The sequence below is a fragment of the Haloarcula sp. R1-2 genome, assembly GCF_011627385.1.
Lineage (GTDB): Archaea > Halobacteriota > Halobacteria > Halobacteriales > Haloarculaceae > Haloarcula > Haloarcula marismortui.
Genome location: NZ_JAANTG010000001.1, coordinates 1,494,062 through 1,509,698 on the forward strand (window position 1 = coordinate 1,494,062; position 15,637 = coordinate 1,509,698).

The following is a 15,637-nucleotide window of genomic DNA, read 5'->3' on the forward strand; positions in this document are numbered from 1 at the left end:
CGTCAGCGCTCACCCCCCGACACCCGCTCGATAGCGTCGACCGTCCGGCGGATGCGGCGGCGGCGCTCGCTCTCCGGGTCGAGCCACAGGCGGAGCCGGGCCAGCAGCGACTGTGGCTCCGTCGGGGACAGCATCGCCGCCGCGACGGCGTCGTCGGTCCACGTCCCCGCACGAACTGCCTGCTGTGCGGACGCCTGCGAGACACCAGCTCCAATGGCATAGGCCGTCGTCGCTGCCGCGGTGAGTCGCTCGGTAACCGTGTCCATCGCCGCGTCGTCGCCAGCGACGGCGTCGTCAATGGCCGCGTCGATGTCGGCAGCGAACAGCCGACTCTCCGTCGCTGTCACGTCTTCCGGCGGGCTGTCGACGGCCACGTCGAAGGCGGTCGGTGAGCCACCGCCCAGAAGCCCACCGAGCCAGCCGGCAAGGACCGCACAGAGTCCAACGGTCAGACTGCCAGCGAGGAGGATGGTTGTCGGGGCAACACTCCCGAGCACGGCGACAAGCGACTCGCCGGCGGCCGTCGGCGCGAAAACGAGGGAGGCCGCGACCCCGGTCGCCAGCAGCCCCACAGTTCCGAAAACGACCGTTCGCAGGCGCATCAGGGCCGCCCCTCCGTCGCGTCGTCAGTGTCGTCGGTCGCGCTGGACTGTTGCCCGGCGGCCGTCTCGATGTGCCGTATCGCGTCCTCGACGGCCGCGACGTGCTCCTGTGGGTCCCGCTGACCGTACTCGACCGCCCGGAACGCGTCCCGGACCGTCCGTACCGCGGCCGGCGGGAGGCCGTCCCGTTCGATGGCGTGGGTCGCGATTTCGCCGGGTGTCCGCGTCCAGTACCGCCGGAGGGAAACGTGGGTCAGGAAGCGCGTCCACGCCTCGCGGATGGTGACGCGGGCGGCGGGCGTTCCGTTGTCCCCGTTTGATTCAGTCGTAGAGACAGCCGCCACCGCATCGCTGGCTGCGTCTTCGGCCGCTGCAAAGCGTTCAGAAATCCACGCTCGCAACGCGTCGAGCAACGCTGTCGGCGACCGGTGGCCGGTGAACAGATCACGGAGCGCCGCGGCAGTGAGTTCAAGTCGCGTTCGGAAGCGACCCAGCAGGTCATCGGCCACCACCGCAACGCCGACGAGCGCCCCGACGGCGAGTTCGCGTGCGGCCCGAACCCAGCCCCATAGCGTCCCCGGCGTGACGTTCCGCCGTCGAGCGCCGACGACCGTCCCGGCGAGGAGAACACCCAGACTCAGCACGACGCCCGCGGCGTTGACGAACAGGCCATTGACGGTCGTCGTGGCCGTCTGGCCGTATTTCGAAACTGAAATTTCGGCGCTGGCCGCAAACGGCATCCCGACCGTTGCCTGACCGGCCGCGCCGGTCCGTGCTGTCGGCTCCCCGCCGACGGTAACGGTGGCGTTCGTGACCGGGTCCCCGTCCATCGTCGCGTTCACCGTCTGGCCAGCGACGGGGAGGGCCAGCGGGAGCGACGGCGACGTTGCTACGGAAAGCCGTGCAAGCACCACAGTCGTGTTCCCGCTGACGGCGTCGCGCTCGACGGCAACAGAGACGTTTCCGGGCTTGGTCGGGAGCGCGACGGTTGCGCGGCCCTGCCGGTCCGTCGTCGCCACCTGCTCACCGTCAAGCAGCACATCACCGTCCCGCACTGGCACGCCGTCGACAGTCGCGGTAACGGTCACCTCGCTACCAGTGACCTGTTCGCCGGTGATGCTCACCGACGCAGTCGTGTTCAGTTCATAGCTCGCGTTCGTCGACTGCTGGGCCTGTGGGCCAGTAATAGCGAAGGAACGAGCGCTGTCACGCGGGACCGACGGAGCGATGAGTGGGTCCGCATCGCTGGCTACATCGACAGTAATCGTCAGTTCGGCTTCGTAGGGGACCGTCCCGGAAACGGTGCCGGCCGGCCCCGTCGTTCCGACCGGCTCACCGTTGAACGAGACCGTCGCGCCTTCGACCGGTGCGCCGTCGCGGGTTACCGTTGCGGCCACCGCCGCGCCCGGCGTCGCCGTCCGATTGAGTTCGACGATGAACTCACCGGACTGCGAGACCGTCTGTCCGTCGCCCGAGTCGCCAGTTCCGTCGCTGTCACCGGTCCCGTCTGCACCGGTCTCAGTGCCCTCAGTTTCGTCACCGCCAGACTCCTGTCCACCTCCGTCGGTCGGGGTCTCGGTCTGTGGCTCGCCCGCCGGCGTCCCGACGGCGAACTCCTCGTCGGGGCTTCCGGACTCCGCGGCGCTGTAGTCCTGACTGCTGTTTTGCATCGCCTGCTGTTCGGACGTAAGGCGCTCCTGTCCCGGCGTTGGGTCAAACTTCACCCAGCCGACGCCTTCGAAGTACACCTCGACCCACGCATGGGCGTTCATCCCGCGAACAGTGTACTGGTTCTGGCCGGTCCGCTCGCCAGTCGAGTAGCCGACGACGTAGCGCGCCGGGATATCCTGACTCCGCAGCATCACCACCATCGACGTGGCGAAGTACTCGCAGTACCCCTTGTCCATCTGGAAGATGAACTCCGAGGCCACGTCGTCCTCGGGCGGCTGGCTGACGTTCAGCGAGTAGTTCTTGTTTGCCTCTAGCCACTGCTCGATGGTCGCCGCGGTCTGATAGGGCGAGTCGCCGTCTTCGGTCAGCCGGTCGGTGAACGGGCCCACCTGCGCCGAGGTTGACGCCGGCACGCCCGTGTAGCGTGATTCGATGTCCGCAGGGTAGTCGCGGCCACTCGTTCGTAGCACCTCTGGGTCGTCGGGGGGTGTCACGCTGGTCGCGCTGTAGGTCGTTCCGGCAGGGAGCGGTCGCTCGGACGTGACCGCGCCGTACTCGGTGACCATCACGTCGTCCCGGGACACCGATTTCGGCCGCCAGACGGTCGGCAGCGACGTGGCGGACTTGGCCAGTTGCACCTCGTAATCGACCGTCGAGTCGGCCATCCCGTCGACCGCCATCGGTCCCTGATAGGCCTGCGGGTCCGCTTGCCCGTCCCAGCCCGTGCCGGTGTAGGTTTCATATGCGCCAGTCCGCCAGTACGCCGGTTCCGAACTCGTGACGGTGAAATGCGGCTCCGTGTCCTGTGACTGATACGGGCTGTCGCCGCTGTCGCCACTATCGAGCGAGCCGCCAACGCTGGTCTGGCTGCCCGGGTTCAGCGCGCCGAGTTGCCTGCCGCTGCCGCCAGTCGAGGTCCCCCCAGCCTCCCCGAAGGGGTTCTCCTGCGGGAGCGGAATAAGAGACTCCATCGGGCTCTGTGTCCCACCGGGTGCCAGAATCGGGAGCGTCGCCGTCGCCAACACCACGGCAATGACACACACGGCAGTGAGGAGGACACGGAGGTAGTCCCGGTCTGCCGATACATCGTCGAACGGCGAGTCGTCGGAGCCCACGTCGGATTGTCGTACTGTCCCGTCGCTGTCGGCATAAATCTGCTGTCAGCGGCGGAGACGGCGCTGCCAGTCACTGCAGTTATCGCGGCCACTGAAATTACGATACGTCGGCGACCGTTATTCGGTTCCGTTCTGACGACACGGACATCGAACAAGGGCTGAACGTGACCCGGTGACGGCGGTTCGAGAGGGGGTTGTAAGATATAAACCGCCGGCACGCAAACGACACAGCAATGACCGACGACGAGGAGACGGTCCAGTGCTGGCTGGTCGAACGCTCCAGTTACGGCGACGAGCGCATGGTGACGCTCATCTACGCGCCCCCGGAGGGCGACCGCCACCTGACCAAGCAGCTCTCACCGAACCTGCTCAGACGGAAACGGATTACGGCAGCGACGGATGTCGAGGTCGACAAGCTCGAACCCGTAACCGACGAGGAGACGCGGGAGCGCTACGCCACGGAGGCCCAACGGATGGCCGAGCGCCACGACCCCGACGCCGAAGTGTAAGCGAGCGCTTCGACAGCTAGGGACAGTCTATCGAGTTTTTTGATTGATAACTGGAACACGAAAGACTATACAGGCGGCCGTCACAAACCGGCCGTATGGCAGCGATAGAACTGGATGGCGTCACCAAGCAGTTCGGGAGTCTCACCGCGCTGCAAGGGGTCGACCTCACCGTCGAGGAGGGCGAAATCTTCGGCTTCCTCGGCCCGAACGGGGCCGGGAAGTCGACGACGATTAACATCCTCCTTGATTTCGTCCGCGCGACCGACGGGTCGGCGACGGTGCTCGGCCACGACATCCACGAAGAACCGAAGCGAATTCGTGCCCGCACTGGAGTCCTCCCCGAAGGCTACGACGTGTACGACCGGCTCACCGGTCGCCAGCACCTCTCCTTTGTGATCGAATCGAAAGATGCCGACGAAGACCCCGACGAACTGGCCGAGCGGGTCGGCATCGCCGACGCCATCGACCGCAAGGCCGGCGGCTACTCCAAGGGGATGCAACAGCGTCTCGTGCTGGCGATGGCACTCGTCGGCGAGCCCGACCTCCTTATTCTCGACGAGCCGACGACCGGGCTGGACCCGAACGGGGCCCGGCTGATGCGGGAACTCATCCGCGAGGAGAACGAGCGCGGCGCGACCGTCTTCTTCTCCAGTCACATCCTCGGTCAGGTCGAGGCCGTCTGTGACACAGTTGGAATCCTCCAGAACGGTCGCCTTATTGCGAAAGACAGCGTTGCCGGGCTGCGCGAGGCCGCCGCCGGGGACACCGTCCTCCGCGTGACGCTGGCCGACGGCGACGGCACCGACGCCGCGGTCGCGGCTATCGAAGGGCTTGACGAGGTCTCGACGGTGACCGCGGATGGAACGACGCTCACTATCGGCTGTGACAGCGACGCGAAGATGGCCGTCCTCAACGCTGTCGAGGAAAGCGGGAGCGAGGTCGCCAACTTCGAGACCGAGGAGGCCTCGCTGGATGAGGTGTTCGCCGCCTACACCGAACAGCAAGAACAGGACCGGCCGGAGGCCGACGTATGAGCGCCGAGCAAAACCCCGTCAAACGCGTCCTCGGAGACATCGATACGAGCATCAAGAACTCCGAGTTCGCCGACTGGTACCCCATCTCCAAAAAGGAGTTCCGTGACACGGTCCGCTCGCCGTGGATCTGGGTACTCTCGTTTATTTTCATCGTGCTGTTCGCGCTACCGGCGGTGCTGGGCCTGTATTTCAACATCGGCCAGCAGTTCGCCGAAGCCGGGGCGTCGCTGACGACAGACGCGTACGTCCGCTTTGCGCTGCCGATTGCGGCACCGCTGCTCCCAGCTGTGGCAATCGTCATCGGCTACGCGGCGATTGCCCGGGAGAGCGAGCGCGGTTCCCTGAAGATACTGCTGTCGCTCCCGTACACGCGCGGTGAACTGCTCGCCGGCAAGTTCGTCGGCCGGAGCGCCATCACGCTCATCCCGGTGACAGTCGGACTCCTGACGACCCTGCTAGTGATACTCCCGTCGGAGATCGAGATCGCGTGGGAGTCGTTCCTGCTGTTCGCGCTCGCCACGATGGCGTACGGCGTCGTGTTCACGGCGTTCGCGATCGGCCTCTCGGCGGCGCTGAAGACCGCGCGCCGGGCGATGGCAGCGTCGCTCGGGATTTACGTCTATCTGCAGGTGTTCTGGTCGAACCTCGGGGCAGGCCTCGGAAACCTGCTATCGGACCACGCGAACATTGGCCAGGTGACTCAGCTCCACGTCGAACTGTTCGTTTCACTCCTGAGCCCCATCGCGGCGTACCGCACGCTCGTCCAGGAGGTCTTGCAGGGGACGCCGATCCGCTCCCGGCTCCTCCTGACGTCGAACCCGCAGGTGACGTGTGAGGAAATGCTAGGTGGGACACTCGAAATAACACAGACCGGTGCCGAGTGTGCCAACGCCGCCTTGCCGCCCCAGTACAGCACTGTCGCGGTTATCGGCTACCTCCTGCTGTGGCTGGTCGTCCCGCTGGTCGCCGGCTACTACGTCTTCGAGAACAAGGACCTGTAACGGTCGTCGCTGTCGGCGGTCTCGTTCCGGCGACGTTTTTGCAACCATAACGAACGGCGATAGCAACAGTCCGACGGGTACCAAACCGGTCGCCTGCCGTCGGCGACCGGACGCGTGTTGGTTCACAACGGCTCCGACAGGGAGTACCATAGCGTCACAACGGATTCGTCACTCGGAAAACTCGACACCAGTGATTTCGAACCGAGCGCCCCCGTCTTCACTGTCGGTGACGTGGATCTCCCAGCCGTGGACCTCGGCGATCTGTCTGGCGATCCGGAGCCCGAAGCCGGTCCCGTCCTCGGCGGTCGAGTAACCTGCCTCGAACACCTTCTCGCCCTTGTCGATGGGAATACCCGGGCCATCGTCGGACACGTAGAACCCTGTTCTGTCGTCGAGGAGCCCGACCGAAACGGTTACACCTGGGCCGCCGTGTTCGATTGCATTCCCGAAGAGGTTCTCGAACAGGCCAGACAGTCGGTCGCTGTCGGCCTCGACGATCCACTCACGGTTCTCGTCGGCCGCATACCGTAGCTCTGCGGCTTCGTCGCCGTCCGCGACGATTGTCCAGGCGGCGTCGGACATCTCCCGGAGATCGACGGGCTCTGTCACTCCGATATCGACTCCCTCTCGGGCCAGCCTGAGGACGTCGTCGGCGATGTCGTTCATCCGCTGGAGCGCATTATCGAGGGAGTCCAGATGCGCACTGTCACACTCCTCGTGAGCGAGCATCAGTCGGCTGCGAGCCACCTGTAGCAGATTTTGAAGGTCGTGAGAGACAACACGAATGAACTCTTCGAGGCGCTCGTTTTGTCGGGCCAACTCCCGTTTTTGCTCGGTCTGGTCCGTGATGTCTCGAAAGGCCCACAGTCGGCCAAACCGCGTCCCGTCTTCAGCGACGACGGGTGCCGTATAGCGGTCAAAGACGCGACCGTCGGCGAGTTCGAGTTCGTCTCTGGCGGTCGTCTCGGGGTCTTCATACAGTGCCTCGACATCCACGCGAAACGCCTCTGGTTCGGCGACCTGTTCCATTGCCCACTCCAAGGCGATTTCCTCGTCGCCACGTTCGACAATGTCCCGTGGGATATCCCACATGTCGACGAACCGCTCGTTGTAAGAGACGATGGTATCGTCTTCATCGACGACGAGTATCCCGTCGATCACTGCCTCTTGCTGTGCTTTGAGAATCGACCGCTGTCTGGCGATTTCCATCTCGTGTTTCCGCTGTTCAGTCACTTCGCGGGTGACACCGACCACGCCCTCAACCGTCCCGTCGATCACAAGCGGCGTGAGCCGGTACTCCAGCACCTCGTATCCATGCCCGGGGAACTCGCCGCTCACCTCCCCATGGAGTTCGTCGCGTTCACCGTCGATTAGGTCCTGATACGGGTCTCCCTCGTACTCGCTCCGGATCTTCGGCAGGAGGCTACTCGATTCCCCCTCCAGTTCGTCTCTTGTCGTTCCGTAGAACGAGGCTAGATACTGGTTGACGAGGTCGAACCGCCCCTCTGTGTCATAGATGCAGGCCGATTCCGGCATCGTGTTTACCATCCGCTTGTATCGCTCCAGTTTGCGCTCTCGCTCCCGGAGGTCGGTGATATCCGTAATGAACCCCTCAAGTATGTCCGGTTCGTCCGCTGGCCCCGGAACTCGGTGTCCGTGTTCCCACATCCACTTCTTGGTGCCGTCGGCAGTGATAATCCGATAGGTCACCTCGAACTCACTCTGGGCCGCGAGCGCGTCTTGGACCGTCTCCCAGATCCGGTCGCGGTCCTCCGGATGGAGCACGTCGTCGGCCCAGGCTGTCTCCCCAGTTTCAAAGTCTGCAGCCGTGTAGCCGGTGAGAGATTCGATCTCGCCCTCGACGGTTTCCATCTGCCAGCCTGGTGTGTTGAGACGGCGATAGGCCATCCCCGGAAGGCTGCTGATGAGCGACTCCAATCGCCGGGTTCGCTCGTCAAGCTCTCGCCGGGACCTGCTCGCGTCGACGGCGTTGCAAATCCGGTTCGCGAGCAGTTTGTACTGCTCGGTGCCTGGCCCCTTCTGGAGGTAGTCGGTCACGCCAGCAGAGATCGCGTCGCTCGCGATTTCTTCGGAGCCTTTCCCGGTATAGAGGATGAATGGGAGGTCACCGTGGCCCTCACGAACGGCTTCGAGGAACTCGATTCCGTTCTGGTCCGGCATGTCGTAGTCCGAGACGATACAGTCGAAGCGCTCGACGGAGAGCCGCTCCATCGCCGCATCGACACTTGTCGCGGTCTCGACACACAATCGGTCGTCCTCGTGTTCGAGCACCGTCGCCGTCACGTCCACGAGGTCCGGATTGTCGTCGACGTGAAGAACGCGGACTGTCTCAGCGGCGAAGTCCATAGTCTTCCAAATACTATAACAATACGCGAACAAAATAGATAGGGTCAACAACGGACCGGACACGAGACGGATGATAGCGTGACTGATTGGTCCGAGCGTACGTCCGAAGCTATCGCTAGGCCGACAGCGGTTCACTCGGGACCGTTCGACCCGCCTCTCACAGCACACCAGCGTCGTCCAGTAGTTCTTCGAACTCGTCCTCGGTGAGCGTCTCGACGCCGTGTTCGGCTGCATCGTCCTGTTTTCGCTGGCCGGGGTTGTCGCCAAGCACCAGATAGTCTGTGTTGCCGGAGACGCTGCTCGTCGCTGACCCACCGTTGCGCTCGACCAGTTCCTGCGCGTCGCTGCGGGTGTAGCCGTCGAGCGAGCCAGTGAAGACAAACGTCTGGCCCGACAGTGCATCACCGCCAGTTTCTTCGGCGGCCTGCGGGTCGACGTGGTCGCGCAAGCGGTCGATGACGGCGCGGTTCCCCTCACCCTCGAAGAACTCTACGATAGAGCGGGCGACGGTCTGACCAACGTCAGGCACGGCCTCGAAGGCGTCGGTGTCGCCCTCGTCGGCAGCGTCGAGTATCGCCTCGAACGTGCCGAACTCCTGTGCGAGGTTTCGGGCCGTGACAGTCCCGACTTCGGGGATACCCAGCGCGACGAGGAAATCCGCAAGTGGCGGCTCCCGAGCGCTGTCCATCCCATCAACGAGGTTCCGGGCGCTGGTCTCGCCCCAGCCCTCCAGACCGGTGAGGTCCTCGACGGTGAGGTCGTACAGGTCCGCGGGGTCCGAGACAAGACCGGCGTCGAGGAGTTGCTGGACGGCCTTCTCGCCGACGCCTTCGATATCCAGTGCGTCGCGGCTGGCGTAGTGCTCGACGCTGCGCTCGCGCTGGGCGGGGCAGGTGAGGCCACCGGTGCAGAACGCCATCGGGCCATCGTGTTCGACGGGGCTGTCACAGGCCGGACAGGTCTCCGGGAACTCGAAATGGCCGTCGCCGTCGTCGTCAAGCACTTCGACGACATCCGGGATGACGTCGCCGGCTCGCTTGATGCGGACGCGGTCGCCCACGTCGACGCCGAGGTCGGCGATGAGCGAGGGGTTATGCAGCGAGGCACGGGAGACGGTGACGCCGCCGACCTCGACGGGGTCCATGAGCGCGACCGGGGTGAGCCGTCCGGTCCGGCCGACCTGCACGACGATGTCCCGCACCGTCGTCTCCTCCTTGCGGGCCGGGAACTTGTAGGCGAAGGCCCACCGTGGGGCGCGGGCGGTCGACCCGAGGTCGTCGCAGGCGTCCATGTCGTCGACCTTGATGACGACGCCGTCGATTTCGTAATCGAGGTCGTCGCGGGCCTGCTGCTGCTCGTTTCGGTAGTCGATGGCGGCGTCGATGTCGTCAACGACGGCAGTCCGGTCACAGACCCGGAGTCCCCACTCGGGGAACCGCTCGTGCAGCTCGCTGTGGCTCTCGAAGTCGACCGAGGCGTCGAGGACGCCGAAGAAGAATATCGACAGCGGGCGCTCTGCGGTCACCAACGGGTCGAGCTGGCGGAGCGTCCCGGCGGCGGCGTTGCGGGGGTTCGCAAAGGGGTCCTCGCCGCGCTCGACGCGCTCGCGGTTGAACGCCGTGAAAGCGTCCCGTGGGATGTACACCTCGCCCCGGACAGCCAGGAAGTCGGGGTAGTCACCGCGGAGTCGCTGTGGGACGCTGGAGATGGTCCGGACGTTCTCGGTCACGTCCTCGCCGACCTCGCCGTCGCCACGCGTCGCGGCTCGCTGGTAGACGCCGTCCTCGTAGACAATCTCGACAGAGAGGCCGTCGAACTTTGGTTCGCAGAAATACTGCACGTCGCCGTCGAGGCCATTGCGGACTCGGCTGTCGAACTCCCGTACGTCCGCTTCCTCGCCGCCCTGATCGATAGAGCCCATCCGGGCGACGTGTTCGACATCGGGGAGCTCGTCCAGTGGCTCGCCGCCGACGCGCTGGGTCGGACTGCCGTCAGTGTCAAGATCGAACGCCGATTCAAGTCTCTGAAGCCGGGAGAACAGCGCGTCGTAAGCCCGGTCACCGATGACTGGGTCGTTCTCGACGTAGTACCGGTAGTCGTGATAGCGGAGCGCCTCGCGTAACTGGTCGGCTTGCTCGCGGGCGGTCTCGGCGTCGACATCCTCAACGGACTCGAAGTCAGTCCGCGGGTCTGAAATATAGGGGTTCCCGGCGACATCCTCGGCAGTGGTCATACTGAAGGAGTGTTACGTCTCGCGTACAAAAACGGCTCTGCTCCGTATCTCAGAGCCGGCAAAAGGCACTTCGTGTCGAGCGGGGACACGTATTGTGGCAGACCGACAGACCGGCCAGAACCATCGAAACGACACTCCAGAGACAGACTTAGCAGTTGAACTACTCGGAGAGGCTGAAAAAAGCGGCAGAAAAGAGTGTAAGGGCCATAGAAACTGTAGTTATCGGCCGATACTGGAACTGGGAGCCTTGATGACAAGTTCCCCGTCGCTTCGGACAGTGACCGAGTGACCGGCATATTCAAACGAGATACTGACAGGTGTCGAGCGGCCTGATGAGTCAACGAGCGAATCGAGCGCCTCAGGGTCGATAGTCTCGTACAGCGGTGCGAAGTCAGTCTGTTCTCGGCCGGTCATGGCGGAGATGTACTCAGTCACTGCCGCGCTCGGCCGCGTCTCGCTCCAGTCGAACTGTTTTCTGGTCACATTCATCGGTGTTGAGGTGTCGCTGTCCCTACTCCGCCTGTTGCTTTTACTCATATGGTTCGTCTATCTATAGCAAAGTAGCAAACAGTAATATAGTCTTCCCAGCATTATCAAACTGTGAAAACACCAACTTGTGGCAGCGAACGCTCCTAAATCGACACGTAGTCCCGTCTTTTGCCGGTTTTCGCCTGAGCTACAGATCGGCCACGTCTTCGATTGCGTCGGTTAGCTCTTTGATACTCTCAACGGTGTGTTCGCCCATGTGTCCGATACGGAAACTCTCCTCGCTGATATCGCCGTAGCCGCTGGAGAACACCATGTCGTACTCCTCGGAGACGGCTTCGACCGTCTCGGCAACGTTGATGTCCTGCGTGTTCTCGATGCAGGTCACCGTCTGGGACTCGTAGCCTTCCTCGGGATAGAGGTCGAAGTGCTCGCGGGCCCACTCGCGTGTGTACTCGGCCATCTCCTGATGGCGCTGGTCACGGGCGTCGTGGGTCTCATCAAGCATATGCTTCATCTGCTTGCGGTAGGCAAGCATGAGCGGAGTCGCCGGCGTGGAGTGGGTCTGGCCCTTCCGGTCGTAGTAGTCCAGACAGCGCTGGAAGCCGCCGTACCACGACGCCGACTCTTTCTCCAGTTCGCGCTCGTAGGCAGCGTCGCTGACGGCACAGACGGCCAGCCCGGGCGGCATGGCGAAGGCCTTCTGCGTGGACGTAAAGATGGCGTCAATGCCGTGGCCTTCAATATCGATCTGGTCGCCGCCGAGGCAGGAAATGGCGTCGACGATGAAGTAGGTGTCCGGGTACTCTGCGACCACGTCGCCGATTTCCTCAATGGGGTTCCGGACGCCGGTCGAGGTCTCGTTCATCACGGCCCCGACGGCGTCATAGTCGCCGGATTCCAGCGCGTCGCGGATATCGTCGGGTTTGACCGCCGTGCCCCAGTCGTATTCGATGCGGTCGACGTCCTTGCCGAGGCGTTCGGCGACGTTGGCCTGCCGCTCGCTGAACGCGCCGGAGGTCGGCACGAGCATGCTGTTCTCGACCAGATTGAGCGTCGTCGACTCCCAGAACTCCGTCCCAGACGCCGTGAGCACGATAACGTCGTTGTCGGTGCCGAGGAACTCCTTCGTGTCCTCAACGATGGTGGTGTAGAGGTCCGTCATCCGGTCCATCCGGTGGCCGAACATCGGCTCGGCCATCGCCTCGATAACGTCCTCGCGCACCTCTGTCGGCCCCGGGAGATACAGCGTCTTGTCCTGATAATCGTCTTTGTATTCGCGTTTTTCGGTCACAGAACCACCTGTAGTAGGTACACTCTCGAATCGGGGGGGCATGGTAGTTTTGATACCGGGCGAAGCGAACCGGCGTGCGGCCTGAGAAGAGCGGACGGCTCACGAGGAAAAGACACAGATGGCGGTTGTACCTTCCACGAAGTATTTATCAGTTGAATAACCACATTCGACCATGCGCCGCCACACCCCGCTCACAGATGTCCAGCGAGCGGCCGTCGCCGAGAAAGCGGTCGAGCAAGTCGCCGACACGCTGGTCGAGATGCACGCCGACTCGCAACTGAGCCAGCGCAACCCGCTCAGCGACGACGATACCAGCGGATACCGTACATGACCAGCCCAGCATAAATCGCCGGACCAACCAGAACCGTCGCACTGGTCGCTACCATGCCGCTGAACAGATATCCGAGGAACACGTCGATAAACACCAGCAGGAAGGGCGCGAGCGCGAGTGCCTTCCCGCCGGTTCTGAGCGCCGCATCGAACGTCGACTGTGTCGCGGCGATTGCTCCAACGCCGGCGACGACGAGGAGATACAGCGCAGCACCCGGCGGCGAGACGAGTGGGAGGGTGAACAGGGCGATACCGGCGAGGATGACGCCGACGATTGTCGGCCCGTTGTCGCTCCGGGTGAGCGCGTTCTGGATACCGTCGAGGTCACCGGCGTTGAGCGCCGCTTCGAGGTCCGACGTGGTCTGACTGCCGCCGGCATCGAGAACTGTCGTCCCGGTTCCGGCGTCGACCGGGCTATCGAAGTCCCGGCCACAGTGCATACACCACGTCGCGGTCGCACTGACTTTCTCCGAGCAGTGAGGGCAGCGGGGATCGGCGGTCATACTGTCATGTTCGAGGGCGCACAGTTAGCGGTTACGGGGGGAGAATATACACGTGTCCGCGGTAAACGAGATGTATGGATTGGGTCGCACGGGCCGAGAGCCTCCTGTACGACGGCGAGGTGATCGAAGCGGACGTTCGGCTGGACCGTGGCGGCGTCGTCGTGACGAGCCACCGCGTCCTCGTGTTCACGCCCGACCGTGAGGGGTCGAACTGTCGGCAGGTCGACCGCCCCAACGTCGAGGGCGTCGACGTTACCACGAGCGGCGACTGGTCGTTCCTCGAACTCGGCGTGAAGGCGCTGGTCGTCGGTATCGTGCTGGTAGCCGCCGGGATGACCGTAAGCCTCGATAGCCTCGTCGGCAACGTCTCACTGGACAGCGGCGGGGCCGCGAGCGCCGTCGGCATCGGCGGAATGTTGGGAATGCTCCAGACGATGCTGACGTTGATGGCCCAGTTAGACGACCTGATGCGGCTGTTCGGTGGCCTCGCGCTGGCCTTTGCCGCCGTCGTCCTCGGCGTCTACCTCTGGAGCCGCGACCGCCTGCTTGTCGTGCGTGTCGCCGGTGGCGACGATGTCGAGCTGACTGCACCAGACGACGAGAGCGTCGTCGACCGGATCGAAGCTGCCATCGTTCCGGAGGCTCCGCCTGCTGATGCCGGAAGTGCGCCCCAGTCAGCGCCAGACGACCCGCTCCCGTGACGTTCAACCCCGCCGAGTACCAACCCTGCGCTAATGGACGCCGACGAGGTTCGAGAGCGCGCGCGGTCGTTGCCACGAGAGCCCGGCGTGTACCTGTTCGAACAGGGCCGGGACGACACACGTCGGGTCCTCTACGTCGGGAAGGCCGTCGACCTGCGCGACCGCGTGCGCTCCTACGCCGACCCTCGCAGCGAACGCATCGCCAAGATGGTCGAACGGGCCGAAACCATCGACTTCGCCGTCACCGACACCGAAACACAGGCGCTGTTGCTCGAAGCGAACCTCATCAAGCGACACCGGCCGCCGTACAACGTCCGGCTGAAAGACGACAAATCCTATCCGCTGGTCCAGTTGACTGACCATCCCGTCCCCCGAATCGAGGTGACGCGCGACCCCGCGGACGGCGCGACCGTCTACGGGCCGTTCACCGACAAAGGACGGGTGGAAACAGTGGTGAAGGCCCTGCGGGAAGCGTACGGCCTGCGGGGCTGTTCCGACCACAAGTACAGCAACCGGGACCGGCCCTGTCTCGACTACGAAATGGGCATCTGTACCGCGCCCTGTACCGGCGAAATCGGCGAAGCCGACTACGCTGAGGACGCCGAAGCGGTCACGCGGTACTTCGAGGGTGAAACCGGTGTTCTGGCGGACCCGTTGCGCCGCGAGATGGAGGCCGCTGCACAGAACCAAGAGTTCGAACGCGCCGCAAACCTCCGGGACAAGCTCGGGGCCGTCGAGGCGCTCCACGGAGAGGGAGATACCGCCGTCAGCGACTCTGGGGGGTATCAGACAACAGACGTGCTCGGGGCTGCCATCGAGGGCGAGCGCGCCATCGTCGCCCGGCTCCACGCCGAGGGCGGCAAGCTCGTCGAACGGGACCGGCATACACTCGAAGCACCGGATGGCGAAGGGACTGCCGGCGTGTACCGGGCGTTCATCCCGCAGTACTACGCCGAGCGAGAGCTCCCCGACCGGATTCTCTGTGCCGAAGCCCCTGCCGACCCGGACATCGAAGCGTGGCTTGAGAGCGAGGGCGTCACGCTCGGCGTGCCCGGGGCCGGTCGGGAAGCGACGTTGGTCGACCTCGCGCTGAAGAATGCCCGCCAGCGCGGTGGGACCGACGACGAGAGCGGTCGTCTGGCCGATGCACTGGGTATCGACCACCCGAGCCGTATCGAGGGCTTCGATGTGAGCCACGCCCAAGGACGGTCGGCTGTTGGCTCGAACGTTACGTTCGTCGACGAAACGCCAGAGAAGAGTGATTATCGTCGGAAGAAGCTCACCGAGCAAAACGACGACTACGCGAATATGCGGGAACTCCTCCGCTGGCGGGCTACGCGTGCCGTCGAAGGGCGGGACGACCGACCTGATCCGGATCTGCTACTCATCGACGGCGGCGACGGCCAGCTCGGGGCAGCCCGCGACGCCCTCGCCGAGACCGGCTGGGACGTGCCGGCCATCGCGCTCGCGAAGGACGAGGAACTGGTCATCACACCCGACCGCGTGTACGACTGGAACGATGACGCCCCGCAACTCCACTTGCTCCAGCGGGTGCGTGACGAAGCCCATCGCTTTGCCGTCCAGTACCACCAGACACTACGTGACGAGGTGTCGACGACGCTTGACGACGTGCCCGGCATCGGCCCCGAAACGCGGAAACGACTGCTCCGACGCTTCGGTAGCGTGGACAGCGTCAGAGCGGCCTCCGACGAAGAACTGACGGCTATCGACGGTATCGGCGAGCAAACCGCGGAGACGATTCGGACTCGGCTACAGTAATTTCGTATAGCA

The 15,637-nt window shown here is 64.1% G+C and carries 13 protein-coding genes; 6 read left to right on the forward strand and 7 right to left on the reverse strand.

Going from position 1 to position 15,637, the window contains the following annotated elements:
* Positions 1 to 2: 2 nt before the first annotated feature.
* Both G9C82_RS07660 and G9C82_RS07665 read right to left on the reverse strand, forming a co-directional pair.
* Positions 3 to 602 (reverse strand): hypothetical protein, encoded by a 600-nt coding sequence (locus G9C82_RS07660; protein WP_127013766.1) that lies wholly within the window; start codon positions 600 to 602, stop codon positions 3 to 5.
* A complete protein-coding gene (locus tag G9C82_RS07665) occupies positions 602 to 3,388 on the reverse strand; it encodes a transglutaminaseTgpA domain-containing protein (protein WP_127013767.1) in 2,787 nt (928 codons plus the stop codon). Before G9C82_RS07665 ends, G9C82_RS07660 begins: the two co-directional genes overlap by 1 nt.
* A 233-nt stretch (positions 3,389 to 3,621) precedes the next feature.
* Between G9C82_RS07665 and G9C82_RS07670 the strand changes: the two genes are divergently transcribed.
* From G9C82_RS07670 to G9C82_RS07680, 3 genes are all read left to right on the forward strand, one after another.
* The gene (locus tag G9C82_RS07670) at positions 3,622 to 3,897 is read left to right on the forward strand and encodes a hypothetical protein (RefSeq protein ID WP_007189664.1); all 276 of its coding nucleotides are present in this window, start codon (positions 3,622 to 3,624) and stop codon (positions 3,895 to 3,897) included.
* 95 nt (positions 3,898 to 3,992) lie between these two features.
* Positions 3,993 to 4,931, forward strand: a complete 939-nt coding sequence (locus G9C82_RS07675; RefSeq protein WP_007189665.1) for an ABC transporter ATP-binding protein — start codon at positions 3,993 to 3,995, stop codon at positions 4,929 to 4,931.
* Complete coding sequence (locus tag G9C82_RS07680) at positions 4,928 to 5,932, forward strand: ABC transporter permease (protein ID WP_011224588.1); 1,005 nt, start codon at positions 4,928 to 4,930, stop codon at positions 5,930 to 5,932. The genes G9C82_RS07675 and G9C82_RS07680 overlap by 4 nt, the downstream gene beginning before the upstream one ends.
* Before the next feature lie 168 nt (positions 5,933 to 6,100).
* Here the strand turns inward: G9C82_RS07680 and G9C82_RS07685 are convergent, their stop codons facing one another.
* The 4 genes from G9C82_RS07685 to G9C82_RS07700 all read right to left on the reverse strand — a co-directional run bounded on the left by G9C82_RS07685 (position 6,101) and on the right by G9C82_RS07700 (position 12,312).
* Positions 6,101 to 8,299 (reverse strand): PAS domain S-box protein, encoded by a 2,199-nt coding sequence (locus G9C82_RS07685; protein ID WP_127013768.1) that lies wholly within the window; start codon positions 8,297 to 8,299, stop codon positions 6,101 to 6,103.
* Positions 8,300 to 8,456: 157 nt separating this feature from the next.
* A complete protein-coding gene (ligA, locus tag G9C82_RS07690; protein WP_127013769.1) occupies positions 8,457 to 10,532 on the reverse strand; it encodes an NAD-dependent DNA ligase LigA in 2,076 nt (691 codons plus the stop codon).
* A 219-nt stretch (positions 10,533 to 10,751) separates the two neighbouring features.
* A complete protein-coding gene (locus G9C82_RS07695; RefSeq protein WP_004964826.1) occupies positions 10,752 to 11,021 on the reverse strand; it encodes a HalOD1 output domain-containing protein in 270 nt (89 codons plus the stop codon).
* Positions 11,022 to 11,208: 187 nt separating this feature from the next.
* The gene (locus G9C82_RS07700; RefSeq protein ID WP_127013770.1) at positions 11,209 to 12,312 is read right to left on the reverse strand and encodes an alanine--glyoxylate aminotransferase family protein; all 1,104 of its coding nucleotides are present in this window, start codon (positions 12,310 to 12,312) and stop codon (positions 11,209 to 11,211) included.
* A gap of 172 nt (positions 12,313 to 12,484) precedes the next feature.
* On the opposite strand from G9C82_RS07700, the gene G9C82_RS07705 reads away from it, so the two are divergent.
* A complete protein-coding gene (locus G9C82_RS07705; protein ID WP_164734746.1) occupies positions 12,485 to 12,643 on the forward strand; it encodes a hypothetical protein in 159 nt (52 codons plus the stop codon).
* Here the strand turns inward: G9C82_RS07705 and G9C82_RS07710 are convergent.
* Positions 12,609 to 13,082 (reverse strand): hypothetical protein, encoded by a 474-nt coding sequence (locus tag G9C82_RS07710; protein WP_127013839.1) that lies wholly within the window; start codon positions 13,080 to 13,082, stop codon positions 12,609 to 12,611. The two genes, G9C82_RS07705 and G9C82_RS07710, sit on opposite strands and share 35 nt — an antisense overlap.
* A 137-nt stretch (positions 13,083 to 13,219) precedes the next feature.
* Between G9C82_RS07710 and G9C82_RS07715 the strand changes: the two genes are divergently transcribed.
* Both G9C82_RS07715 and G9C82_RS07720 read left to right on the forward strand, forming a co-directional pair.
* Entirely contained in the window at positions 13,220 to 13,846 is a 627-nt protein-coding gene (locus G9C82_RS07715; RefSeq protein ID WP_127013771.1) for a hypothetical protein, read from the forward strand.
* 33 nt (positions 13,847 to 13,879) lie between these two features.
* On the forward strand, positions 13,880 to 15,625 hold the full coding sequence (locus G9C82_RS07720; RefSeq protein ID WP_127013772.1) for an excinuclease ABC subunit C: 1,746 nt from the start codon (positions 13,880 to 13,882) through the stop codon (positions 15,623 to 15,625).
* Positions 15,626 to 15,637: the final 12 nt, after the last annotated feature.